The following is a 21,515-nucleotide window of genomic DNA, read 5'->3' as shown; positions in this document are numbered from 1 at the left end:
GCTGGTTGCGTGTTCGTCAGCCTGATGAAGCGGCTGTCATCGCCGCTTCGAGATCGCTCCAGAGGGCCTCCGTTCCCTCCAGGCCGACATGGAGCCGTACCGACCGCGGTGAAATGCCGAAGGCTGCCGCGGAATTGGGCTCGGCTTTCTGCGCCAGGACGACTTCGCCCGGCACGATGAGGCTTTCGTGGCCGCCCCAGGAGACGCCGAGCTTGAACAGTTTCAGGTGATCGGCGAAGCGGCGCACGTCGACGCCTTCGCGGAAGATGAAGGAGAAAAGTCCGGAGGTGCCGGAGAGACCGGGTGGCAGATGGTTGCCGAGGCCCGGGTGGCAGACGGTTTCGACCAGCGGATGCTCGGCCAGACGACGGGCAACCGCGAGCGCCGAGCGCTCATGTGCCTTCATCCGCACCGGCAGCGTGCGCATGCCCCGGATCAGCAGCCAGGCGTCGAAGGGCGAAAGCTTGCCGCCGAGATAGGGATAGGCTTCCGAACGGATGCGGCCGATCAGGTCGCTCGACCCGGCGACGACGCCGGCGACGACATCGCTATGGCCGCTCAGATATTTCGATGCGGAGTGAATGACGAGGTCGACGCCGAGCGAGACCGGCTGCTGAAACACCGGACTGGCCCAGCTGTTGTCGATGGCCGTGACGATCCCCTGCCGGCGTGCGAGAGCCGCAAGCGCTGCGACATCGTGCGTGTCCATCACCCAGCTGGTCGGGCTTTCCATGTAGAAGAGCTTGGCGCCGGGAAGCGCCCTGGCAACCGCCTCTTCGTCGCGCCCGTCCACATAGGTGACCTCGATACGCATGCGCTTCAGATGCGTGCCGAAGAGGCGGAACGCGTCGGGATAGACATGTTTCACGGCGACGATGCGGTCGCCCGGCTCGACGAAGGAGAGGACTGTGGAGGAGATCGCCGACATGCCGCTTGCGAAACCGATGGCGTCTTCGGTGGCTTCGAGCTTCGCCAGCATCTCCTCGAAATGCCTGACCGTCGGGTTGAGGCCGCGGGTGTAGATAGGCCGCACGCGCTCGCCCCGATAGGAAGCGACCATCTCGTCATAGTTCTTGAAGGTGAAGAGCGAGGTCTGCACGATCGGCGGTACGACTGCATCGAAAGCGTTGCTCTCGTCATGCGCGACGATAAGGGAGGCTCTCTCGAACGGATCGAGGCCATTGTTCATTTGGACATTTCCTTGATGTCTTCCTCGACGACCGCGAGGATTTTCAGCGTTTCCGCGCGCGCGGCCTCGGCGTCCTGCGCCGCGATCGCATCGAAGAGCGTTCGGTGAAAGGGAAACGAGCGCCTTGCGAAGTCCGAGCGGTCGAAGGGCTCGTCCCAGAAGCGTTCGAAGGCCTCGCGCATCTGTTCGAGCAGTTGCTTGAAGAGCGGATTGTGGGTCGCGTCGTAGATCGCAAGATGGAAGGCGAGGTCTTCCGGGCCGGAGGTTCCCTTGGCGAGATGGACCCGCTCCATTTCGTTCAGCTTCGTTTCGATGTTGACGAGGTCGGCCTCCGTGCGGCGCCGCGAAGCGACCATGCCGGCCTCGACCTCGATGCCGCGCCGCACTTCGAGCGTCTGCAGCAGCGCGTCGCGAAGGTGCTCCGTGTCGAGCGCCAGCGGCATGTGGATGGTTGCGGTGGAAATGGCGCGCAGGAGATAGGTGCCGCTGCCCTTGCGCGCCTCGACAACGCCGAGCGCCTGGAAATGGCTCAGCACCTCACGAATGGTGGAGCGGCCGACGGCGAGCGCCGCCATCATTTCCCGCTCGGCAGGCAAGCGATCCCCGGGGTTCAGCCCTGATCTTTGAATGAAATCGGCAAGAGCGGATGTTACCTGCTGCGCCCGGTCTGCGGGCGGCAGGGGCAGGAGCATCGCTCTATCCTGCAGGGGCATGCGGTTCTCCCCAGAACCATAATTGGTCTGACATCTGAGCAATATGCAGGGGACAGGAGAGGTGGTCAAGGGCCAGATGAGCGTCGCGTCGAGTCTTGAGGTCTGCCCCTCACCCTAGCCCTCTCCCCGCTGGCGGGGAGAGGGGACGAGTCCGTATTGACCCATCGAGGCTGAAGCGGAACACAGGGTGTCCCCTCTCCCCGGGCGCGGGGAGAGGGCTAGGGTGAGGGGCAGATCAGGGTGGTTACCCTACTGGGCAGACCCAAGGCTCATCACAGCGCAAGCGCGAGCAGCTTGCCGATCGCCTGCTGATCGAAGCCGCCGATGCCCTCGCGGATGTCGGCGGCGATGGCTTGCGCCACGGCGTCCTCGTCACGCCGTCTCAGGGCCTCGATGGCCTCACGGTGACGGTCGATGACATAGAATTCCGTGACGTGTTCCATGGCAATGCCGAGGATCGGCCCGAGCTGGAGCCAGAGGCTCTCTACGAAAGGCATGACCACCTGATCGGGATTGGCAGTATAGATCCGCCGGTGAAATTCCTGATTGGCGATCAGCGCCTGCGCCTTCTGCCCCGCCAGGATCGCGGCCTCGATCGCGTCATCCAGTGCGATGATGCGGTCTATCTGCCGGTCGGAGAGATGGGCGACGGCCCTGCGCGCGGCATGGCTTTCAAGCGCGATACGAAGCGAGATCAGCTCCTCGAAACGCGCCGGCGTGATTCGCGGCACGACGATCCGCCGGTTCTCCAGAAATTGCAGGGCACCGATCGAGGTCAGCTGACGCAGTGCTTCGCGCACCGGCGTGGGGCTGCTCTCCAGCGCATCTGCGAGCCCGCGTATGGTGACGGAGGTTCCGGGCCGGAAGGCGCCCACCATGATCGCCTGCCTGAGACGCGCAAAGGCATAGTCGTGGGTCGTCATGCCTTCCGGCCGATGAAGGGCGGGCAGAGCAAGGGTCTTCAAGACGGCGATTCCTCCCGCACCCGGGCGTTGGAACGAGTCGATCCTACCGACCCGGGGCAGCTTGACTTCAAAACTGCAACTATGTCAATTTCCCGATAATGTGATCACAAAAAGAAAAACGATATGTCAATCGATGCGGACGACCCGGAAGTGTTCCAGTCCTGGCTTGAACAGAACGGCCCGATAGAAAGTATTCAGGCGGTGATTTGCGACCTGAACGGCATCATGCGCGGCAAGCGGGTGCCGGTGGAACAGGCCAGGAAGGTGCTCGGCGGCGGCATCCGCATGCCGCTCTCGATCGTCGGCGTCGACGTCTGGGGTGAGGATATCATCGGCAGCGCGCAGGTCTTTGCGACCGGCGACCGCGACGGCATCTGCGGCGTCACGGGGCGAGGGGCCCTGCCGGTCAACTGGACGTCGCGGCCGAGCGCGCTGGTTCCGCTTTGGCTGTTCGTCGAGAACGGCAGGCCCTTTCTTGCCGATCCGCGCCAGGCGCTCGCGGCGATCATGCGCGAATATCGCGAACTGGGGCTGCGCCCGGTGGTAGCGACGGAGCTGGAATTCTATCTCATCGATCCCGAGCCGGACAGCGCCGTCCCGCCGATCTCGCCCTATACCGGCAAGCGGCTCGATTCCGACGCGATCCTTTCGATCGACGAGCTCGACGATTTCGGCGAGTTCTTCTCCGACGTCTACAGGGAGTGCGCGCGGCAGAACGTGCCGGCCGATGCGGCGATAGCCGAAAACGGCATCGGCCAGTTCGAGATCAATCTGCTGCACAGCGACGATCCGCTGAAGGCGGCGGATGACGCGATCTTCTTCAAGCGCATCGTCAAGGGGGTCGCCCGCAAGCACGGGCTCGCGGCGACCTTCATGGCCAAACCCTACGGCACCCGTTCCGGCAACGGCATGCACATCCATTTCAGCCTGCTCGACGAGGAAGGCAACAACGTCTTCGACGACGGCAGCGACGAGGGATCGGCCGTGCTCAAGCATGCGGTGGCCGGCCTCCTGCGCGGCATGGCCGAGACGACGCTTATGTTCGCCCCGCACTTCAATTCCTACCGGCGGCTGCGGCCCGACACGCATGCGCCGACCTCGATTTCCTGGGGTTACGAGAACCGCACCTCGGCAATCCGCATCCCGGGCGGCAATCCGGCGGCGCGGCGGATCGAGCACCGCGTCGCGGGTGCCGACGCCAATCCCTATCTCGTCATCGCCGCGATCCTCGGCGCGGCGCTCGTAGGCATCCGCAACAAATGGAAGCCGCCGGCGCCCGTCGAGGGACGAGCCTATGCGACGGAGAAATTGCCCAAAATTCCTGCCGATTGGGGGCAGGCGGTCGACGCCTTTGAGGCCGGACCGATCGCCGCCGAGATCTTCGATCCCGTGCTTCGCTCCATGCTGATCGCCTGCAAGCGCCAGGAGATCGCCGGCTTCGCCGAGCAGGTCACGGATTACGAATTCAGCGCCTATCTGGAAATCGTATGATGGCACGGAAGCAGAAATCCTATGCCGGGGACGGCAGTTACCCGACGAGCTACTACGCCGCCTCGCGCAACATCATCCGCAATCCGGTCAGGCTGGAAGGCCCGATCGAAACCGACATCTGCATCGTAGGCGCGGGGTATTCGGGCCTGTCCACGGCCATTCATCTTGCCGAAAAGGGCTACAAGGTCACCGTGGTCGAGGGTGCGCAGGTGGGCTGGGGCGCCTCCGGACGCAACGGCGGCCAGATCGTCAACGGCCTCAATGCCGGCCTGTCGACGATCGAGCGCCGCTACGGCGAGGATGCCGCCCGCTTCATCGGCGGCCTTGTGCAGGAAGGCGGACGGATCATCCGCCGGCTCGTCAGCCAGTATCGGATCGAGTGCGATCTGAAGCCCGGCAATATCTATGCCGCCTATACCGGAGCCCACATGAAGGAGCTCGAGGCCAAGCAGGCGCTCTGGCGCAAACACGGGATGGACGATCATCAGCTTCTCGACCGCGAGGCGCTGCGCAAGCTCGTCGATTCCGAGGCCTATTGCGGCGGCATGCTCGACACCACCGGCGGCCATATGCATCCGCTCAATCTGGTGCTCGGCGAGGCACGCGCCCTCGAGAGCCTCGGCGGCGTGATCTACGAGATGTCACCGGTGACCCGTGTCGACCACGAATCGGCCCGGCCGACCGTCCATACCGAGGGGGGCGAGGTTTCCGCCCGGATCGTCGTGCTTTGCGGCAACGCCTATCTTGGCGATGCCGTGCCGAAGCTCGCCACTCGCGTCATGCCCGTTTCGACCCAGATGATCACCACCGCGCCGCTCGGCGAGGAGCTTGCCCATTCGCTGATCCCGAGCGACATGTGCGTGGAGGACGTTCGCTACATTCTCGACTATTTCCGGCTGTCCGCCGACAAGCGGATGATTTTCGGCGGCGGCACCGTCTATGGCGGTACCGACCCGGCGGATGTCGTGGCAAAGCTCAGGCCAAATCTCGAAAAGGTCTTTCCGCGGCTCAAGGGCGTGAAGATCGACTATGCCTGGAGCGGCAACTTCGCACTCTCCTTCACGCGCGTGCCGCAAATGGGGCGGATCGGCAGCAATACCTATTTCGCCCATGGCTATAGCGGTCATGGCGTGACGGGCTCCCACCTTTTCGGCCGCACTCTTGCCGAAGCGATCGACGGGGACGCGGCGCGCTTCGATGTCTTCGCGAAGCTGCCCTGGTATCCATTCCCCGGCGGACGGATGTTCCGTGCGCAGTATTCGACTGTCGGATCGTGGTGGTACATGCTCAAGGACGCCGTCGGCTGGTAGCCGGGGCGATCGCTCCTGGGCATCGGATACGTCGAAAAAACCGTGTATTCCGCACTGCCCGGCAGGCCGGTTAAACGAATTTTTCATTTCTCGTTTGATCCGTGGGAAAAAATTATCTAGGAATTCGATCAAGAATATAGGAGAACAACGGCTACAGGCCACGCCCCAACAGCGGAGAGACATAATGAACGCGACCAAGGCGATGACCCAATCCCGCTATACCGTCTACCGGGCTCGACCCGCCCGTCGTCCGACTGCCAGACACTTTACCCAGGCCATCGCGGTGGCTGCAGCCTTCACTTTCATCTGCGCGCTCCTCATCGGCGCGTTCTGATTTCGCAACGGCTGCAGGTGCTCATGCATCTGCAGCCGTTCATCGGCCGGTGCCGTATCCCGACACGCTCCCTTCCGCTTTTCCGCCCTTGTCCGCGTGCAGCCGCCGTCGTAGCCTTGCCGGCGGAAATCAGACGGGATGGAGGAGCGAATGCTCGACAAGCGGAAATTCTACATCGACGGCAAATGGGTTGAGCCGGCCACGCAGAACGATCTTCTGGTGCTCAATCCGGCGACCGAGAAGCCGATAGCGGTTATCTCGCTCGGCACCGCTGCCGACGTCGACCGGGCGGTTGCAGCCGCCAAGAAGGCATTCGCAAGCTATAGCCGGACGAGCGTCGAGGAACGGCTGGCGCTGCTCGAAAAGCTGCTCGCGATCTACAAGCGGCGTTACGATGAAATGGCCGACACCATCACGGCCGAACTCGGTGCGCCGAGAACGATGAGCCGCGAGCAGCAGGCGGATGTGGGCGTCGGTCATCTTCAGGGCTTCATCGATGCTCTGAAGCGCCTGAAACTCAAGGAAAAGCTGCCGAACGGCGACACGCTTCTGCGTGAGCCGATCGGCGTCTGCGGTCTCATCACGCCGTGGAACTGGCCGGTCAACCAGATCGCGCTCAAGGTCGTGCCGGCGCTTGCGACCGGCTGCACCTGCGTCCTGAAACCCAGCGAATTCACGCCGCTGAACGCCATGCTCTACGCCGAGATGATCGAAGAGGCGGGCTTTCCGGCCGGCGTCTTCAACCTCGTCAATGGCGACGGCATCCATGCCGGGGCGGCGCTGTCGAAGCACAAGGACATCGACATGATGTCCTTCACCGGTTCGACGCGGGCGGGTATCGCCGTCAGCAAGGACGCCGCCGATACGGTCAAGCGCGTTACGCTCGAACTCGGCGGAAAGTCGCCGAACATCGTCTTTGCCGATGCCGATATCGAGGAGCGGGTGACCGCCAGCATTCTCGAATGCTTCAACAATTCCGGCCAGTCCTGTGATGCCCCGACACGTATGCTCGTCGAGCGCAGCGCCTATGACGAGGTCGTGGAAATCGCCAGGCGCGTCGGCATGGAGGCGAGGGTCGGCGATCCGACGAAGGATGGCTCCCATATCGGCCCGCTCGTCAGCCATATTCAGTTCGAGCGGGTGCAGGCGCTGATCGAAGCGGGCGTTGCCGAGGGCGCGACGCTCCTGGCCGGCGGCCCCGGCAAGCCGGAAGACTTCGAGACCGGATATTTCGTCCAGCCGACGATCTTCGCCGATGTCGACAATTCCATGCGGATCGCGCGCGAGGAAGTGTTCGGACCGGTGCTTTCGATCATTCCCTTCGATACGGAAGAGGAGGCGATCGCGATCGCCAACGACACGAATTACGGCCTCGCGGCCTATGTCCAGACGCGCGACCGCGAAAGGGCGGAGCGGGTGGCATCGCGTCTCCGCGCCGGCATGGTGCACATCAATGGCGGTCCGCACCGCTACGGAAGCCCCTTCGGCGGCTACAAGCAGTCCGGTAACGGCCGGGAAGGCGGGATGTTCGGGCTCGAGGACTTCCTGGAGGTGAAAACGGTTCACCTGCCGGACGCAGCCTGACGGGTCGTCTCTCCCACGGCCGCACGTTTTCGCGTGTGGTCGTTTTTCGCCTATCGGGCGAATTCGGCTGTCGCTTGCGGCGGGATTCTGATAGCTGGCTTGCCGCGCGCCGGTTCTGCGCGCGCTTCCCAGCCATCGGACATCGCCGTGACCCAAGCCGCCAGTTCCGCCGCTCCCCGTAACAGACTTGCCATGGCCGCGCTCATCATCGGCGGTGCCGCCATCGGCGGATCGCCGATCTTCGTGCGGCTCTCGGAAGTGGGGCCGATGGCCACTGCCTTCTGGCGTGTCGCGCTGGCGCTGATCCCGCTGCTGGCCTGGTCACGGCTGCGCGGCGGCGCAGTCGCGGACAAGCCCCCGCAGCGCCTGTCCGATTACGCTCAACTTGTCCTGCCGGGCGTATTTCTCGCCATCGATCTCGCAGCCTGGCACCTTGCGCTCACCATGACCTCGGTCGCCAATGCGACGCTGCTTGCCAATCTGGCGCCGGTCTTCGTGACGCTTGCCGGATGGGCTCTGTTCCGCTCGGCGGTCAGCGGCATCTTCCTGGGCGGCCTCGCCACGGCGATCGTCGGCGTGGTCGTCCTGAAAGGCGGTCCGGCGGCACTCGGCGGCGGCGATCTCGCCGGCGATGGGATCGCCATCGTCGCGGCCGCGTTCTATGCCGGCTACATTCTCGCAATCGGGCGTCTGCGAAGCCGCTTCAGCACAAACCGGATCATGATCTGGAGCACCGCATCGGCAGCCGTTTGCATGCTGCCGATGGCCCTGTTGGCCGAGCCGTCGCTTTTCCCGACGAGCGCCTTCGGCTGGGCCATGCTCTTCGGACTTGCCTTCGTGAGCCACGCCGGCGGGCAGGTGGCGATCACCTATGCGCTCGCTTTTCTGCCGCCGGCCTTTTCTTCGCTGACGCTGCTCCTGCAGCCGGTCGTGGCTGCGCTACTCGCCTGGGTTCTGCTGAGCGAGCCGGTGGGCGCCATGCAGGCGATCGGCGGCGCGATCGTGCTGATCGGCATCCTGATCGCCCGCCGCGGCTGAGCCACTCAGATACCCGGCAGCTCGAATCGCGCGAGGCGCTCTTCGAGCTTGAGGATCGTCGCCACGTCCGCATTGGCGAAGGCGAAGCGCAGGTAGTTTTCCTGACCCTCGCCGAAATAATCGCCGGGCAAGCAGAGGACGCCGGCGAGCTTCGCCAGCTTCTCGGCGACGAATTGCGACTCGATATCGGGGAAGGGGTGGCGGATATAGGCAAAATAGGCGCCCACTGCCTGCAGGTTCCATTGCGGCAGCCGGGTCATGATCGTCCTCAGCGCCTCGGCGCGGGCGGCGATTTCGGCGCGGTTGGCAAGCCGCCAGTCGGCAAGCGCCGGTATCGCCCTCGCGACGGCCGCCTGGGGGGAACGCGGGGCGCAGATCTGGAGATTGTCCATGATCTTGGCGACCTGCTCGACCACCTGCGGTCCGGCGGTGATCGCGCCGAGACGGTGGCCCGGAATGCAGAAGGACTTCGAGAAACTGTAAAGACCGATGAAACCGTCCTCCCAGCCCGGGGTTCGAAGCAGGCCATGCGGCGCGGCGGCGGCATCCGGCAGGAAGTCGCGATAGGTTTCGTCCAGAATGAGCCAGGTTCCGTTCGCGCGGCAGAGGTCGTAGATGCGCTGCAGCAGTTCGGGCGGGTAGACCGCTCCCGTGGGATTGTTGGGCGAAACGAGCGCGAGTGCCCGGATGCCGGGCCGCAAGGCAGAGGCGATGGTCTCGACCTCGGGCAGGAACCCGGCGCCCGCATCGAGCGGCGCAAGCTCGACATCGATCCCCAGCATCGCCAGCGTGGTCTCCTGGTTGAAGTAATAGGGATTGGTCATCAGCACCGTATCGCCGGCCCCGGCAACGGCCATGGCGGCACAAATGAAGGCCTGGTTGCAGCCTGACGTGATGTGGACGTTGCCGGCGGCGACCGCCGCGCCATAGAGCGACGCCACGTGCTCGGCATAGGCCTGGCGCAGTTCCGCTTCACCCTCGATCGCTCCGTAGCCCGTGTAGGCCGCCGACGCCGCGGCCTCGCCCAGCCATTTCAGCATGTCGGGATGAGCGGGATAGCCGGGCACGGCTTGGGAGAGGTCGATCAGGGGACCTTTTGCCCCGTCATAGGCCTTCGCCCACGCGAGCACCGAGGGTATCGGCGGCGGCGAGAGCTTTTCGACGAGGGGATTGAAATGCGGCATGGCGGATTTCCTGTTGTTGAAGCGGACGGGATTCTCAGCCCCGCATCATGATTTGATTTTGCGCCTCTGCGGACGTTCCGGACGCCGGTTGCGCGGCGGGGAACGGGGTTGAAGGCTCTTCGGTGTTGTCTTGCGGCCGGCATCTTCCGGCTTCGAAATGCGGCTGCGGATGATCGTGCGGGCAGACATCTGCAGCTCCGGCATCGGATCGCTTTCGAGAGCGGCAAACAGCCAGTCGATGAAAACGCGGACGATCGGCGCGGCGCGAACTTCATTACGGCAGGCGACGAAAAAGGCGTCGTTGGCCGGAACCGTCAGGTCGAAAGGGGCGATCAGCTCGCCGCGGGCGATCAGGCTGCCGGCGGTGATCGTATCGCCGAGCGCAACGCCCTGATTGTGCAGGGCCGCCTCGGTCGAAAGCCGCGCATCGCTCATGAAATGCTGGCGGCCGCGCTGGAAATCGATCGCGTCGGCTGCGGCGAGCCAGGTGTTCCACTCGCGGCCGTCGTCGCCATGCAGCATCACGTGGTCGCGGATGTCCCGGATGGAGCGCAGCGGCCGCATGTTGAGGAGCGTCGGGCTGACGACCGGGAAAAGCTCGAGCCGGCTCCAGAGCCTCGACCAGCAGTCCTGCCAGTTGCCGTCGCCATAGAGCAGGCAGACGTCGACGTCCGGGGAATCGAGGTTCGCCTCGTCATTGGAGGCGATCAGCCGCAATTGGACATCGGGGAACTGCTCGGTAAAGAGGTGCAGGCGCGGAATCATCCAGAAGGAGAGCAGTGCCGGGACGCAGGTGACGGTGAGTTCCCCGCTCGTCGCGGGCCGCGTCATCGCCGCCGTTGCCGCGGCGATCTCGGCGAAGGCATGCGTCACCGCAGGCAGGAGCAGCGCGCCCTGCGGGGTCAGCTTCAGCCGCTTGCCGCCCCGCTCGAAAAGGGGCGCGTTGAAGGAGAGTTCGAGCGCGCGGATCTGATGGCTTACCGCGCCGTGGGTGACGTTGAGCTCACGCGCCGCAGCGGAAACGGAGCCGCGCCGGGCGGTTGCCTCGAAGGCGCGCAGCGGATTCAGCGGAGGCAGGCGGCTCGACAAGAAGAAGCTCCGGAGAGGCGGCATCTATGTGAATTTTTCTCACATCAAACGCTATAACAATGTCAATTGCTTTTCCAGAAGATTTGTCTCCTAATATGCGCAACAAAGGCAAAAGCCGGGGAACCTGATTGCGCCGCTTCAGATCGGCACACCGCAAGTCGTGACTTGCGGTGCATCATGTGCCAGCCCCGGCCGAACGATACGGAGGTCCGGCGCATGGCTTGGGATGAACAGAAGCTCAACGCATTGAAGGCGAAATATGGCGAGAGCCATGGCGGCGAGCTCTTCGATCCGACCTTCCGCAAGGTCGCGGACAAGATTTTCACGAAGAGCGGCACGCGGCTGGCGCCCTATTCCGGCATTCCGACATTCCTGACCGCACCTCACATGCCGGTCGATGCCGATGAGCCCGATTTCGGCAATCTTCAGGTGGCGATGATCGGCGTTCCCATGGACCTCGGCGTCACCAATCGCCCGGGATCGCGCTTCGGACCACGGGCGCTGCGCGCGATCGAGCGGATCGGGCCCTATAATCACGTGCTCGGCTGCGCACCGGTGCACGATCTCAGGGTCGCCGATATCGGCGATGTTCCCTTCCGCAGCCGCTATCGGCTCGAAATCAGCCACGAGGACATCGAGAAGCGGATCAACCAGATCGTCGATGCGGGCGTCGTGCCGCTCTCCGTCGGCGGCGACCATTCGATCACGCATCCGATCCTCAAGGCCGTGGGCAAGAAGCAGCCTGTCGGCATGATCCATATCGACGCGCATTGCGACACTGGCGGCGCCTTTGACCTGACCAAGTTCCACCATGGCGGCCCGTTCCGCAACGCCGTCCTCGACGGCGTGCTCGACCCGACCCGCGTCATCCAGATCGGCATCCGCGGCTCGGCGGAGTATCTGTGGGAGTTCTCCTACGAGTCCGGCATGACGGTCGTTCATGCGGAGGAGGTCACCGGACTGGGTATTCCGGCCATCATCGAAAAGGCGAAGAAGATCGTCGGCGACGGTCCGACCTATCTCTCCTTCGACGTCGACAGCCTCGACCCGAGCTTCGCGCCGGGCACCGGTACGCCGGAGGTCGGAGGCCTTACGACGCGTGAGGTGCTGGAGTTGATCCGCGGGCTGAAGGGCGTCAATCTCGTCGGCGGCGACGTCGTCGAGGTGGCGCCGCAATACGACACGACCACCAATACGGCCCATGCCGGCGCCCAGGTGCTCTTCGAGATCCTGAGCCTGATGGTCTTCAGTCCGGCCGTTGCCGGCAAGGGCTGATGCGCGGATGAACGATCCGAAATCGATGCGCATGGCGGGCACGAGCGGATCACGATAATCTATTGCCAGATCATTTTCCTTGCTGAAGCGAAGCGGGGACAAAGGGCGCAGGGAATCAACTAGAACAAGGGAACGCGGCGCAATCCGCCAAAAACAAAGGAGACATGCGATGATCATCAATTCCATCAAGCGCCGCACGCTGCTCGGTGCGGGGCTTGCCGGCGCGTCGATGCTGGCAATGCCGACGGTGCTGAGGGCGCAGGACAAGTCGCTGAAGGTCGGCGTCTATGGCGGCTACTTCAAGGACTCATTCGACAAGAACATCTTTCCCGAATTCACCAAGGCGACCGGCATCGCGATCGAATCCGTCGCCGAGCCCACCGGCGAGGCATGGCTCGTCCAGCTCGAACAGGCCGCCCGCGCCGGCCAGGCGCCCGCCGACGTTTCCATGATGTCTCAGGTGGCGATGCTCAAAGGGCAGGCGACCGACCTCTGGACGCCGATCGACATGGCCAAGATCAAGAACGGCTCGAACCTGCTCGACCGCTTCGTCAACAAATATCCGGACGGCCGCATCGCCGGCATCGGCGCCGTTTCCTGGTACATCACGCTGGTGACCAATACCGACGTCTACAAGGAGGCGCCGACCTCGTGGCAGGCGTTCTGGGATCCGGCGAATGCCGACAAGCTCGGCCTCCTGGCGCTGGTCTCCAACTCCTTCCTGCTCGAAGTGACAGCCAAGACCTTCATGGGCGGCACCAATGCGCTCGACACGGAAGAGGGGATTCTCAAAGCGTTCGAGAAGCTCGCCGAAGTGAAGCCGAACGTCCGTCTCTGGTACCGCGACGAAGCGCAGTTCGAACAGGCGCTGAAGTCGGGCGAAATCCCGATGGGGCAATATTATCACGACGTGACGGGGCTTGCCGCGGCGGATGGTCATCCGGTGCGTTCCACCTTCCCCAAGGAGGGCGGCATCCAGGATTCTGGCTGCTGGGCGCTTTCGCGCGCGTCGCAGAAGGTCGAGGAAGCCCACATCTTCATCGATTACATGTGCCAGCCTGCGGTTCAGGCGACGCTCTCGCGCAAGGTCGGCACCTCGCCGACGGTCAAACGCGAGTCGACCGATCTGACGGATAAGGAATTCGCTGCCGTCTCCTCGGACATCGAGCCGATCGTTCCGCGTTACGATCTCTACCAGACGAAGTCGGATTGGCTGAATCAGAAGTGGACGGAACTGATCGTCGGCTGAGGCCGGCCATGAGCCGCCGCCTCGGTATCCCGGGGCGGCGCAGCGTATTGCGCGACCTTAAACCGGAAGCGGTTTGGGGATAAGCTGATTTGGAATTTTGGAAGTGTCACCGCGGCAGCGTCTGATGTGGCCGGTGACATCCGCGCATGAGGCGCGAAACGGGGAACATATGTCGGGACTTGCCCTTCAAAACGTCGTCAAGGAATTCGGGTCGTTCAGGGCCGTGAACGATGTCGACTTGATGGTGCCGCACGGCACATTCGTCTGCATGCTCGGGCCGTCGGGCTGCGGCAAGACCACGCTTTTGCGCATGATCGCAGGTCTGGACCTGCCGACCTCGGGCTCCATAGGGCTCGACGGCGAGGACATCACCCGGGTTCCGACGCATAAACGCAATCTCGGCATGGTGTTCCAGTCGCTGGCGCTGTTTCCTCACCTGACCGTCGGCGAGAATATCGCCTATCCGCTGCGCATCCGCGGCGCGCCCAAGGAAGACCAGAGGAAACGGGTCGACGAGCTGCTTTCGATGATCCACCTGTCGGGCTATGCCGACCGGCCGGTCTCGAAGCTCTCCGGCGGTCAGCGCCAGCGCGTGGCGATAGCCCGGGCGCTGGCGATTTCGCCGAAGCTCTTCCTGCTCGACGAGCCCCTGTCGGCGCTCGACGCCAAGCTGCGCGAGGCGATGCAGGTCGAGCTCAGGCAGTTGCAGCAGAAGCTCGGCATCACCACCATCGTCGTCACCCACGACCAGCGCGAGGCGATGACCATGGCCGATACGGTCGTGGTCATGAACGGCGGCGAGATCCGGCAGGCTGCCTCGCCGATCGAGATCTACCGCCGGCCGGCCGACAGCTTCGTCGCCGACTTTATCGGGCAGACCAATCTGATCGAAGCGGAGGCGGACACTTCGGGCCGCGTGACGGTGCTCGGTCAGCCTGTGCCGGGCCTGCAGTTGCCGCCGGGCGCGGCGAAGGCGATGCTTTCGATCCGCCCGGAAGACGTGCACCTGACCGCGCCGGGTACCGGAGCGCTTTCCGGCACGGTGACCTTCGTGCGCGACCTCGGGGGCACGATCGAGACATTCGTCGATGTCGCCGGCCGGCAGATCGTCGCGGTCTCGACGCCGCGCGCCCGGCCGCAGGTGACGGTCGGCCAACAGGTCGGCGTCGCTCTCACGCCCGATGTCTGTGTGGTGCTCGCCAGATGAGACGCGAACCGCCCCGAACCTTCGGTGATTACCTGCCGATCCTCTTCCCTGCGGGAATGCTGACGATCTTCTTCGTGGTGCCCTTCGGCACGATGATCGCAGTCAGTTTCTTTCAGCGCCAGCAGGGCGGCTTCTATACGCCGGCCTTCGTCTACGACAATTATGCCCGCTTCCTCTCGGCCTTCTTCGGCGGCGTGCTCGGCTTTTCCCTGATGCTGGCGATCGCGGTCGCCGCGTGCTGCGTGGTCTTGGCGCTGCCCTTCACCTATCTGCTCACGCGTATGGCGCGCCGGGTGCAGGTCGTGTGGCTCGTCGCTCTGCTCTCCGTGCTTTCTCTCTCCGAAGTCATCATCGGTTTTGCATGGTCCACCCTTTTCTCGCGCACGGCCGGCATCACCAACATCCTCGTGGCGCTCGGGCTCATGGGTGAGGCGAAGGCGCTCACGCCGAGTTTTGCCGCTGTGCTGACCGGCATGGTCTATCAGGCCTTTCCCTATACCGTGCTCGTGCTTTTCCCCGCGCTCGTGCGCCTCGACCCGACACTGACGGAAGCCGCCCGCACACTCGGTGCCTCGCCGCTCAAGGCCTTCTTCACCGTCGTCGTTCCGGCGCTGAGAAACACGATCACCGCGACGCTGATCATGGTTTTCATCTTCGCGCTCGGCTCCTATCTCCTGCCGCAACTCCTCGGCCGGCCGCAGCACTGGACGTTGTCGGTGCTCATCACCGATCAGGCGATCTATCAGTCCAACATGCCCTTCGCCGCGGCGATGGCGGTGTTTCTCGTCCTGGTGACGCTTGGACTGGTGGCTCTAACGGTGATCGCGGGACGGAAGGGAGAGGCGGCATGAGCACCATTTTCCGCAAGGTCTACTTCTCCCTGATCGGGCTCTTTCTCGCTTTGCCGCTGATCGTCGTCGCCGGCGTGTCGGTCAACGCCAAGCAGACGCTCGCCTTTCCCCCGCAGGGTTTCTCCACATCCTGGTACGGGGAAATCTTCCTGAACCCCGAATGGCGCAGCGCGCTTTTTGCCTCGGTGACGCTGGCGCTCCTTTCCGCCGCACTTGCGGTCGCGATCGCGCTGCCGCTTGCCTGGTTCCTGTGGCGGCGCGTCGCGCCATGGGCGAACGTCTTCCAGCTGCTGGGGGTCGCGCCCTTCACGCTGCCGCCGGTCATCACCGCGCTCGGCCTGCTCACCTTCTGGGCGACGGCCGGCTTTTACGGCCAGCCCTGGACCGCCGTCGTCAGCCACGCGATCTTCTTCGTGACGCTGCCGCTCGTCACGCTGTCTCTCGGCTTCACCTCGATCGACCGCTCGCTGGTCGAGGCGGCCTCGACGATGGGCGCGGACGACCGCACGGTCTTCCGCACCGTCGTTCTGCCGTTGATCCTGCCCTATATCGTTTCCGGCTATGCCTTCGCCTTCGTGCTGTCGCTCAATGAGTATATCGTCGCCTACATGACCGTCGGCTTCACGATGGAGACGCTGCCGATCAAGATCTTCAACGCGCTTCGCTACGGCTATACGCCCACCATGGCTTCCGTGACGATCCTCTTCGTCACGACGGCCGCGGTCATCTTCAGCCTCGTCGCCCGCTTCGGAGACCTGCCGAAGCTGCTCGGCGCCATGTCGTCGGACGGAAAATGATGAAGTTCGCTGCCCTGCAGATGAAGAGCATTGGCGGCGACGTGGCCGCCAATCTCGCCCGCATCGAGCGGGCGGCGATCGCGGCTTGCGGGAAGGGGGCGAGCCTGCTCGTCGCCCCCGAGCTCGCAATCACCGGCTACGGCGCGGGGGAAGCCATTCGCAGGCTCGCGGAGCCGGCGGATGGGCCGATCGTTCGAGAATTAGGGCGCATCTCGCTGCAAACCGGCATCGCCATCGTTGCCGGATTCGCAGAGCAGGACGCGGACGCCATCTACAACAGCGCCGTCCATGTCGACGGGGACGCCACCCCGGTCGTCTATCGGAAGTCGCATCTCTATGGCGATTACGAGCGTTCGCTCTTCACGCCGGCGGAGCCCTCCACGCGTCTGTTCAAACATCGCGGCGTCACTTGCGGCATGCTGATCTGCTACGACGTCGAATTCCCCGAAAACGTCCGTCGCCTGGCGCTTGCGGGTGCCGATGCGGTGCTGGTGCCGACGGCCCTCCCGGCCGGATGGTCCGGCACTTTCATCACCGACCATATGATCCGGACGCGGGCCTTCGAGAACCAGCTCTTCGTCGCCTATGTCAATCACTGCGGTTCGGACGACATGTTTTCCTTTGCGGGACTCTCGCTGATAGCGTCACCGGATGGCCAGGCACTGGCAAAAGCCGGTTCCGCGGATGAAACCCTGATCTTCGCCGAAATCGACCCGCAGGCATTTGCCATTTCCCGGGCGGAGAATACTTATCTCATGGACTTGAAACGCGGCTGATCTGCCAGATCGTTCTTAATCGGAGAACAATCCGTTCGCGTCGCCCCCCTTTTGGAAACGCTCGGTCGGATCGATATTGTGCTCAACCGAAATGCCCGCCCTGCAGCGCCGCGCAACTGACGCAAAAGGTGCTGCAGCATAGCGATAGGAGGCAATCATGAGCTTGCAACTGACTGGTATTCACCATCTGACCGCGATAACCGCCAATGCGCCGGAGAACCTGCGCTTCTACACGGGGACGCTGGGTCTCCGCCTGGTCAAGAAGACCGTCAACCAGGACGACACGACGGCCTATCATCTCTTCTATGCCGACGGGCAGGCGACCCCCGGCACGGATCTGACCTTCTTCGACTGGCCGGTCGGACCCGAGGGACGCGGCACGCACAGCATTTCACGGACCGGGCTTCGGGTCGGCAGCGCAGAAACCGTGCGGTGGTGGAAGCGCCGTTTCGATGAGTTGGAGGTCGCTTCCGGCGAGGTCGCCGAAATCGACGGCCGTATCTCCCTCGATTTCGAGGACGGCGAGGGCCAGCGCTTCCGGCTCGTCGACGACGGTGGATTGGCGCCGTCCCACCCTTGGGAAAGGAGCCCGGTTCCGGCCGAGCACCAGATCAAGGGCCTTGGGCCGATCACCATCAGCGTGCCGGACAGCAGCAACACCGCGCTCGTGCTGACGCGTGTCATGAACATGGCCGAACTGCGGAGCTATCCGTCGCCCGACGGTGTCGGAGAGGTGCATGTCTTCTCGATGGGCGAGGGCGGGCCGGCGGCTGAACTGCATGTAGCGGTCCAGCCCGATCTGCCGGCCGCTCGCCAGGGGGCGGGCGCCGTCCACCACGTCGCTTTCCGGGCGCCGGATGTCGAAACGCTGCATCGGTGGACGGAGCGGCTCGCCGAGTTCCGCCTGCCGTCGAGCGGCGAGGTCGAGCGCTTCTACTTCCGGTCGCTCTACTTCCGCGAGCCGAACGGCATCCTCTTCGAGATCGCCACCGACGGGCCCGGCTTTGCGGTCGACGAACCGATGGAAACCCTTGGCGAAAGCCTATCGCTGCCGCCGTTCCTCGAGCGGAAGAGGGCTCAGATCGAGGCGAGACTGAAGCCTCTGGAGTAACGGCTGCCGTTCTCGTCGGGCCGGGACATGAAGAGCCGGAAGCGATTCCGGCTTTCCTTTTGCCGCGAGCCCGCTAGTTTTTTGACTGACGCGGGATTTGCGCGGCATCGCGCCAGCGAAAGGAATTTGTTGTTCATGACCAAGCTTCTCGGCATATCGGGCAGTCTGCGGAAGGCCTCCTTCAACACTGCATTGCTCAAGGCCGCACAAGCGGTGGCGCCGGACGAGGTGGAATTCGAGACCGCGACCTTGCATGGCATTCCGCTGTATGACGGAGACGTGGAGGCCGAAAGCGGCGTTCCGGCCGCTGCGGAAGCGCTGAAGCAGAAGATCGTCGCGGCGGACGGCGTCATTTTCTTCACGCCGGAATACAACAATTCGGTCCCGGGTGTTTTCAAGAATGCGATCGACTGGCTGAGTCGCCCGCCAGCCGACATAAAGAAGGTCTTCGGCGGCCGGCCGTTCGCGCTCGCCGGCGCATCTTCGGGAAGCTTCGGGACCATTCTCAGCCAAAACGCCTGGCTGTCGGTGATGCGGACGCTCGGCGCCGAAATGTGGTCGGGCAAGCGGCTGATGGTGCCGAAAGCCGATACATTGTTCGACGGCGACGGACAGCTGAAGGACGATCAGACCCTGGAGAGGCTGCGCGGCTTCGTACAGGCCTTCGCCGATCACGTCGCCGGCAAGGCATGACGCTCAGAGGCGGGATTCCGCGAGCCAGGGCCGGATAACGGCGATGTCTTCGACGCCTATTCCGTGGCCGGTATCGAGGTCGACTTCCTCGAAATCGGCTCCGCTGGCCCTGAGCGCCCTCTTCAGTTCCGGCGCGTGCTTGCCGTAGGGGTCGTCCTTGCCGGTGAGCATCAACACTTTGGTGCCGGCAAGGTCCGGTTCCGGCGCGCTTTCGAGCGCCGCCATCGCGCGCATCAGCACCGCGTTCCTGACAATGCCCGGGTGGAGATGCAGCACCGCGGCGAGCAGGTTGGCGCCGTTCGAGTAGCCGATGAACACGGTTTTCTCCGGGTCGAGGCCGTAGCTCTCGCGCGCGCCCTCGACGAAGGCGGCAAACGCTTCCGCTTCCGAGCGAATGTCCTGCTGGTCGAATTTCGTCATCGAAAAACGCCGGAACCAGCGCGGGAAGCCTTCCTCGGTGCTGCGGCCGCGCACGCCCAGGAGAGTCGCATGCGGATCGAGCTGACGGCCGAAGGGCAGCATATCGATTTCGTTGCCGCCGCTGCCGTGCAGCAGCACGAAGGTGCGATCGTTCGCCTTCTCCGGACGGTGGAACCGATGGATGAAGGGAAGCTCGCGCTGCGGCACCCTGGGTTCGCCGGGCAGCGCAAATTGCGGCAGCCTGACCAGCGTTGCCGTGGGATCGCTCGCCAGATGCGGGGGCAGGAACAGCGTCGTGCCGAGAGCATCCGGAGCTTCGTCGACGGCAAAGCCGGGCCCGTCCGTAGCGAGCTCGCAGAGCGCACCGCCGGGCTCGCGCACATAGAGCGAGAAGAAATATTTCCGGTCATGCGCATTGGTGGCGCCGGCGTGCTCCTGCTCGAGGTCGGCTCTCACCGCAAGCACGGTCGCCTCATCGGGGGCGCGGAAGGCGATGTGGTCGATCGTGCCGGTACCAGGGGCGGCACTCCAGAAGCCGCCGGCATCGCGGACATCGATCACGTCCCCGGACGAGGAGGTGAGGCGGCGGATGCTCTCCGTCGCTCCGGTCTCGGTGTAGCCGAAGTGGTTTTGAAGGAAGTGCGCCGTGTCTTTAGGCTTTTCCGTGAGCACCGTCGCGCCGCGTAAGCGGCGGATCGAGTCCGTTTCGGGGATGTCGTCTCCCGCCCAGGGCGCAGGCTCCGCAAGCGCGTTCGTTCCCACCAGCTTGACGATCACGCCGTCCGGGTCCTTCAGACGCAGGACCGGTTCGCCGAATTCCTGCGACGGGCCGGTTGCCTGGATGTTGAACTTCAGCGCTCGCGTCATCCAGTAGCCGATGCTGTCAGGCGGAATGGCGAAGGCGATCTCGCTCGGCTGGCCGTGACCGACCCGGCCCGGAGAGCCGTCCTCCCAGACCAGGAAACTCACGAGAGAGCCCGGCGAGCCCGCGGCGTCGCCGTAGAAGAGATGCAACTGATTGGGATCTTCGTAGCCGCCGGTCCGCTTGACGAGGTGCAGCCCCAGGAAGCCGACATAGAAATCGACATTGGCCTGTACCTTGCGGGCGATCAGGGTGATGTGGTGAATGCCGCTCGTCACGGTTTTGTCCTCCCTGCCGTCGTCCCGGCGAGAAACGACTGGAAGGCTTCGCCATAATCCGGGTGCCAGCGTGAAAGCGGCGGCCGGTTTTCGACGATGTCTCCCGCTGCCCAAAGAATGCGCTTTTCATCCGTTGAACGCGCGACCTCGTTGTCGGGGCAAAGGATATAGAAGTCGCCGCGGGCAAGGCTCTCCATCATGAAGTCCACCGTCTGTTCCGGCGTCCAGGCGCCTGCCGGCTTCTCGGTGCGTCCCTGCGCGGTGAGGGACGTGTAGACGAAACCGGGGATCAGCAGATGCGCATTGACCTTGCAGTCCTCGGTATTGCGCAGTTCGTGCTGCAGGGCCTCGGTGAAGACCTTCACGCCCGCTTTCGAAAGGTTGTAGGCGGGATCGCCGGGCGGCGTGGTGATGCCTTGCTTGGACCCCGAGTTGATGATCAGCGCGGGTTCTCCATGGGCGACCATTGCCGGCGCGAAAATGCGCGAGCCGTTGATGACGCCCCAGAGATTTACGCCGATCACGGCCTCCCAGTTTTCCAGCGGGCCGAAGACAGAGCTGCCAGGCTGGATGCCGGCATTGTTCATCAGCACATGCACGTGTCCGAAGCGCTCTTGCGTGACACGCGCCAGAGCCACGAGGTCGTCCGCCCGCGACACGTCGGTTTCGACCGCGGCGACATCGCCGGAGCCGCCCGGAGCCGCCTTCGCTACCTCGGCTGCAGCTGCTTGCAGCTTTTCGCCGCCAAGATCCGCGAGCACGACTTTCATTCCGAGGCTCGCAAACCGCCGTGCCGAGGCAAGGCCGATGCCGGAGGCGGCGCCGGTCACGACGGCGACGTTGTTCTTGGCTATGGCGGAGTAGGACAACATGGGCTTCAATCCTGCTAGATGACGTTCATGAATTCGGGTCGGAGCGGGATAGGGGCGGAAACCGCGCCCATTTTCCTGCCCCGCTCCAGCGAAGGATAGAGGCAGACATAGGGTCTGGCCGCGGGCAAGTCCATGATGCGAGGCGGGGGTTCACCAGGTTTCGTCTTCGGTCTTGTCGTTCTTTTGCGCCATGCTAGTGTGTCAAGTCTGCCCCATCCGCTCCGGTC

20 protein-coding genes are annotated in these 21,515 nt (G+C 64.0%); 13 read left to right on the top strand and 7 right to left on the bottom strand.

Features of this window, described 5'->3' with window-relative positions:
* Positions 1–16 precede the first annotated feature (16 nt).
* The 3 genes from ACTJKL_RS02930 to ACTJKL_RS02920 all read right to left on the bottom strand — a co-directional run bounded on the left by ACTJKL_RS02930 (position 17) and on the right by ACTJKL_RS02920 (position 2,867).
* Positions 17–1,189, bottom strand: coding sequence for a PLP-dependent transferase (locus tag ACTJKL_RS02930; RefSeq protein WP_440852121.1), 1,173 nt, complete (start codon positions 1,187–1,189; stop codon positions 17–19).
* A complete protein-coding gene (locus ACTJKL_RS02925; RefSeq protein WP_440852120.1) occupies positions 1,186–1,902 on the bottom strand; it encodes a FadR/GntR family transcriptional regulator in 717 nt (238 codons plus the stop codon). The genes ACTJKL_RS02930 and ACTJKL_RS02925 overlap by 4 nt, the downstream gene beginning before the upstream one ends.
* A 272-nt stretch (positions 1,903–2,174) precedes the next feature.
* A complete protein-coding gene (locus ACTJKL_RS02920; RefSeq protein ID WP_411921577.1) occupies positions 2,175–2,867 on the bottom strand; it encodes a GntR family transcriptional regulator in 693 nt (230 codons plus the stop codon).
* A 123-nt stretch (positions 2,868–2,990) separates the two neighbouring features.
* Here ACTJKL_RS02920 and ACTJKL_RS02915 point away from each other — a divergent pair, with 123 nt between their 5' ends.
* The 5 genes from ACTJKL_RS02915 (at position 2,991) to ACTJKL_RS02895 (ending at position 8,624) form a co-directional block, all read left to right on the top strand.
* Complete coding sequence (locus tag ACTJKL_RS02915; protein ID WP_018095787.1) at positions 2,991–4,358, top strand: glutamine synthetase family protein; 1,368 nt, start codon at positions 2,991–2,993, stop codon at positions 4,356–4,358.
* Positions 4,355–5,668 carry an NAD(P)/FAD-dependent oxidoreductase gene (locus ACTJKL_RS02910; RefSeq protein WP_411921578.1) on the top strand — a complete coding sequence of 438 codons (1,314 nt, stop codon included), beginning with the start codon at positions 4,355–4,357 and terminating at the stop codon, positions 5,666–5,668. Before ACTJKL_RS02915 ends, ACTJKL_RS02910 begins: the two co-directional genes overlap by 4 nt.
* Before the next feature lie 184 nt (positions 5,669–5,852).
* The gene (locus ACTJKL_RS02905; protein WP_018095785.1) at positions 5,853–6,002 is read left to right on the top strand and encodes a hypothetical protein; all 150 of its coding nucleotides are present in this window, start codon (positions 5,853–5,855) and stop codon (positions 6,000–6,002) included.
* A 150-nt stretch (positions 6,003–6,152) separates the two neighbouring features.
* On the top strand, positions 6,153–7,586 hold the full coding sequence (locus ACTJKL_RS02900) for an aldehyde dehydrogenase family protein (protein ID WP_440852119.1): 1,434 nt from the start codon (positions 6,153–6,155) through the stop codon (positions 7,584–7,586).
* A 147-nt stretch (positions 7,587–7,733) separates the two neighbouring features.
* On the top strand, positions 7,734–8,624 hold the full coding sequence (locus tag ACTJKL_RS02895; RefSeq protein WP_411921579.1) for a DMT family transporter: 891 nt from the start codon (positions 7,734–7,736) through the stop codon (positions 8,622–8,624).
* Between the two features lie 5 nt (positions 8,625–8,629).
* On the opposite strand, the gene ACTJKL_RS02890 is transcribed toward ACTJKL_RS02895, so the two are convergent.
* Positions 8,630–9,808 carry an aminotransferase gene (locus ACTJKL_RS02890; protein ID WP_440852118.1) on the bottom strand — a complete coding sequence of 393 codons (1,179 nt, stop codon included), beginning with the start codon at positions 9,806–9,808 and terminating at the stop codon, positions 8,630–8,632.
* 45 nt (positions 9,809–9,853) lie between these two features.
* The gene (locus ACTJKL_RS02885) at positions 9,854–10,921 is read right to left on the bottom strand and encodes a LysR substrate-binding domain-containing protein (protein ID WP_440852117.1); all 1,068 of its coding nucleotides are present in this window, start codon (positions 10,919–10,921) and stop codon (positions 9,854–9,856) included.
* A gap of 192 nt (positions 10,922–11,113) precedes the next feature.
* Between ACTJKL_RS02885 and speB the strand changes: the two genes are divergently transcribed.
* The 8 genes from speB (at position 11,114) to ACTJKL_RS02845 (ending at position 18,856) form a co-directional block, all read left to right on the top strand.
* A complete protein-coding gene (speB, locus tag ACTJKL_RS02880; RefSeq protein ID WP_379942981.1) occupies positions 11,114–12,172 on the top strand; it encodes an agmatinase in 1,059 nt (352 codons plus the stop codon).
* Between the two features lie 169 nt (positions 12,173–12,341).
* Entirely contained in the window at positions 12,342–13,421 is a 1,080-nt protein-coding gene (locus ACTJKL_RS02875; RefSeq protein ID WP_440852116.1) for an ABC transporter substrate-binding protein, read from the top strand.
* A gap of 169 nt (positions 13,422–13,590) precedes the next feature.
* Entirely contained in the window at positions 13,591–14,628 is a 1,038-nt protein-coding gene (locus ACTJKL_RS02870) for an ABC transporter ATP-binding protein (RefSeq protein ID WP_324762189.1), read from the top strand.
* The gene (locus tag ACTJKL_RS02865; RefSeq protein WP_440852115.1) at positions 14,625–15,479 is read left to right on the top strand and encodes an ABC transporter permease; all 855 of its coding nucleotides are present in this window, start codon (positions 14,625–14,627) and stop codon (positions 15,477–15,479) included. Before ACTJKL_RS02870 ends, ACTJKL_RS02865 begins: the two co-directional genes overlap by 4 nt.
* Positions 15,476–16,276 (top strand): ABC transporter permease, encoded by an 801-nt coding sequence (locus ACTJKL_RS02860; protein ID WP_324762187.1) that lies wholly within the window; start codon positions 15,476–15,478, stop codon positions 16,274–16,276. Before ACTJKL_RS02865 ends, ACTJKL_RS02860 begins: the two co-directional genes overlap by 4 nt.
* Entirely contained in the window at positions 16,273–17,052 is a 780-nt protein-coding gene (locus ACTJKL_RS02855; RefSeq protein ID WP_440852114.1) for a carbon-nitrogen hydrolase family protein, read from the top strand. Before ACTJKL_RS02860 ends, ACTJKL_RS02855 begins: the two co-directional genes overlap by 4 nt.
* Before the next feature lie 157 nt (positions 17,053–17,209).
* Complete coding sequence (locus ACTJKL_RS02850; RefSeq protein WP_440852113.1) at positions 17,210–18,163, top strand: ring-cleaving dioxygenase; 954 nt, start codon at positions 17,210–17,212, stop codon at positions 18,161–18,163.
* 135 nt (positions 18,164–18,298) lie between these two features.
* Positions 18,299–18,856, top strand: a complete 558-nt coding sequence (locus ACTJKL_RS02845) for an NADPH-dependent FMN reductase (protein WP_440852112.1) — start codon at positions 18,299–18,301, stop codon at positions 18,854–18,856.
* Between the two features lie 3 nt (positions 18,857–18,859).
* Here ACTJKL_RS02845 and ACTJKL_RS02840 read toward each other — a convergent pair whose 3' ends face one another.
* Together ACTJKL_RS02840 and ACTJKL_RS02835 are read right to left on the bottom strand one after the other, a co-directional pair.
* A complete protein-coding gene (locus ACTJKL_RS02840; protein WP_440852111.1) occupies positions 18,860–20,416 on the bottom strand; it encodes a VOC family protein in 1,557 nt (518 codons plus the stop codon).
* Positions 20,413–21,288: an SDR family NAD(P)-dependent oxidoreductase gene (locus tag ACTJKL_RS02835; protein WP_440852110.1), complete on the bottom strand. Its 876-nt coding sequence runs from the start codon at positions 21,286–21,288 to the stop codon at positions 20,413–20,415. Before ACTJKL_RS02835 ends, ACTJKL_RS02840 begins: the two co-directional genes overlap by 4 nt.
* Positions 21,289–21,515: the final 227 nt, after the last annotated feature.

Source organism: Sinorhizobium sp. 22678 (genome assembly GCF_052044265.1).
In the GTDB taxonomy this organism is placed as follows: Bacteria; Pseudomonadota; Alphaproteobacteria; order Rhizobiales; family Rhizobiaceae; genus Sinorhizobium; species Sinorhizobium meliloti_A.
This window is presented reverse-complemented; position numbering and strand designations above follow the sequence as displayed.

Excerpts from the sequence above, each read along its gene's own strand:
- ACTJKL_RS02930 (WP_440852121.1), bottom strand. The coding sequence starts at position 1,189 with ATGAACAATGGCCTCGATCCGTTCGAGAGAGCCTCCCTTATCGTCGCG.
- ACTJKL_RS02925 (WP_440852120.1), bottom strand. The coding sequence starts at position 1,902 with ATGCCCCTGCAGGATAGAGCGATGCTCCTGCCCCTGCCGCCCGCAGAC.
- ACTJKL_RS02915 (WP_018095787.1), top strand. The coding sequence starts at position 2,991 with ATGTCAATCGATGCGGACGACCCGGAAGTGTTCCAGTCCTGGCTTGAA.
- ACTJKL_RS02910 (WP_411921578.1), top strand. The coding sequence starts at position 4,355 with ATGATGGCACGGAAGCAGAAATCCTATGCCGGGGACGGCAGTTACCCG.
- ACTJKL_RS02905 (WP_018095785.1), top strand. The coding sequence starts at position 5,853 with ATGAACGCGACCAAGGCGATGACCCAATCCCGCTATACCGTCTACCGG.
- ACTJKL_RS02900 (WP_440852119.1), top strand. The coding sequence starts at position 6,153 with ATGCTCGACAAGCGGAAATTCTACATCGACGGCAAATGGGTTGAGCCG.
- ACTJKL_RS02890 (WP_440852118.1), bottom strand. The coding sequence starts at position 9,808 with ATGCCGCATTTCAATCCCCTCGTCGAAAAGCTCTCGCCGCCGCCGATA.
- ACTJKL_RS02885 (WP_440852117.1), bottom strand. The coding sequence starts at position 10,921 with ATGCCGCCTCTCCGGAGCTTCTTCTTGTCGAGCCGCCTGCCTCCGCTG.
- speB (WP_379942981.1), top strand. The coding sequence starts at position 11,114 with ATGGCTTGGGATGAACAGAAGCTCAACGCATTGAAGGCGAAATATGGC.
- ACTJKL_RS02875 (WP_440852116.1), top strand. The coding sequence starts at position 12,342 with ATGATCATCAATTCCATCAAGCGCCGCACGCTGCTCGGTGCGGGGCTT.
- ACTJKL_RS02870 (WP_324762189.1), top strand. The coding sequence starts at position 13,591 with ATGTCGGGACTTGCCCTTCAAAACGTCGTCAAGGAATTCGGGTCGTTC.
- ACTJKL_RS02865 (WP_440852115.1), top strand. The coding sequence starts at position 14,625 with ATGAGACGCGAACCGCCCCGAACCTTCGGTGATTACCTGCCGATCCTC.
- ACTJKL_RS02860 (WP_324762187.1), top strand. The coding sequence starts at position 15,476 with ATGAGCACCATTTTCCGCAAGGTCTACTTCTCCCTGATCGGGCTCTTT.
- ACTJKL_RS02855 (WP_440852114.1), top strand. The coding sequence starts at position 16,273 with ATGATGAAGTTCGCTGCCCTGCAGATGAAGAGCATTGGCGGCGACGTG.
- ACTJKL_RS02850 (WP_440852113.1), top strand. The coding sequence starts at position 17,210 with ATGAGCTTGCAACTGACTGGTATTCACCATCTGACCGCGATAACCGCC.
- ACTJKL_RS02845 (WP_440852112.1), top strand. The coding sequence starts at position 18,299 with ATGACCAAGCTTCTCGGCATATCGGGCAGTCTGCGGAAGGCCTCCTTC.
- ACTJKL_RS02835 (WP_440852110.1), bottom strand. The coding sequence starts at position 21,288 with ATGTTGTCCTACTCCGCCATAGCCAAGAACAACGTCGCCGTCGTGACC.